Annotated in this window: 1 pseudogene; it reads left to right on the top strand. The window is 68.3% G+C overall.

The features are described 5' to 3' along the window. Positions 1-578, top strand: a pseudogene (locus QSK05_RS36025) (DUF222 domain-containing protein); the annotation flags it as partial.

Raw genomic sequence — 578 nt, 5'->3', positions numbered from 1 at the left:
AAACTACGCGCCGACAAAGCCATGCTCATCCACTCCATGCTCGACGCCCTGGCCGACAGCTACCGCGACGCCCTCCGCCGAGCCGGCATCCCCGACACCCGCAGCCACCAAGAACGCCGAGCCGACGCCCTGGTCGCCCTCTTCCAGTCCGTCCACGACCAGACCCCCATCCCCTACCTCACAGAACCCCGATCCACCAGCGATGCTCTCGGCCGATACGTACCGACCGAGGAGGGCTGCGTCCTGGGCTGGTGGCAGACCCCCCACACCCCCCGCCAGCAAGGCAGAAAGCCGCACCTGATCATCACCATCAGCGCCGACACCCTGCTCGGCACCGACGACCTCCCCGGAGACCTGCAACGCTTCGGCGCCATCCCCGCCGACCTGGCCCGCGAGATCGCCCGCCAAGCCGGCCACATCACCATCATCCCGATCGGCACACCACAGCACGGCCCCGGCGACCAGGCACGATGCACCGAACCCACCACCCGCTACAAGCCCCGCCAGAAAGTCATCGACCAGGTCATCGGACGATTCCAGCACTGCGTACACCCCGGCTGCAGCCGCGACGCCCGACA

The sequence above is a fragment of the Kineosporia sp. NBRC 101731 genome (assembly GCF_030269305.1).
Taxonomy (GTDB): Bacteria; Actinomycetota; Actinomycetes; order Actinomycetales; family Kineosporiaceae; genus Kineosporia.
This window is presented reverse-complemented; position numbering and strand designations above follow the sequence as displayed.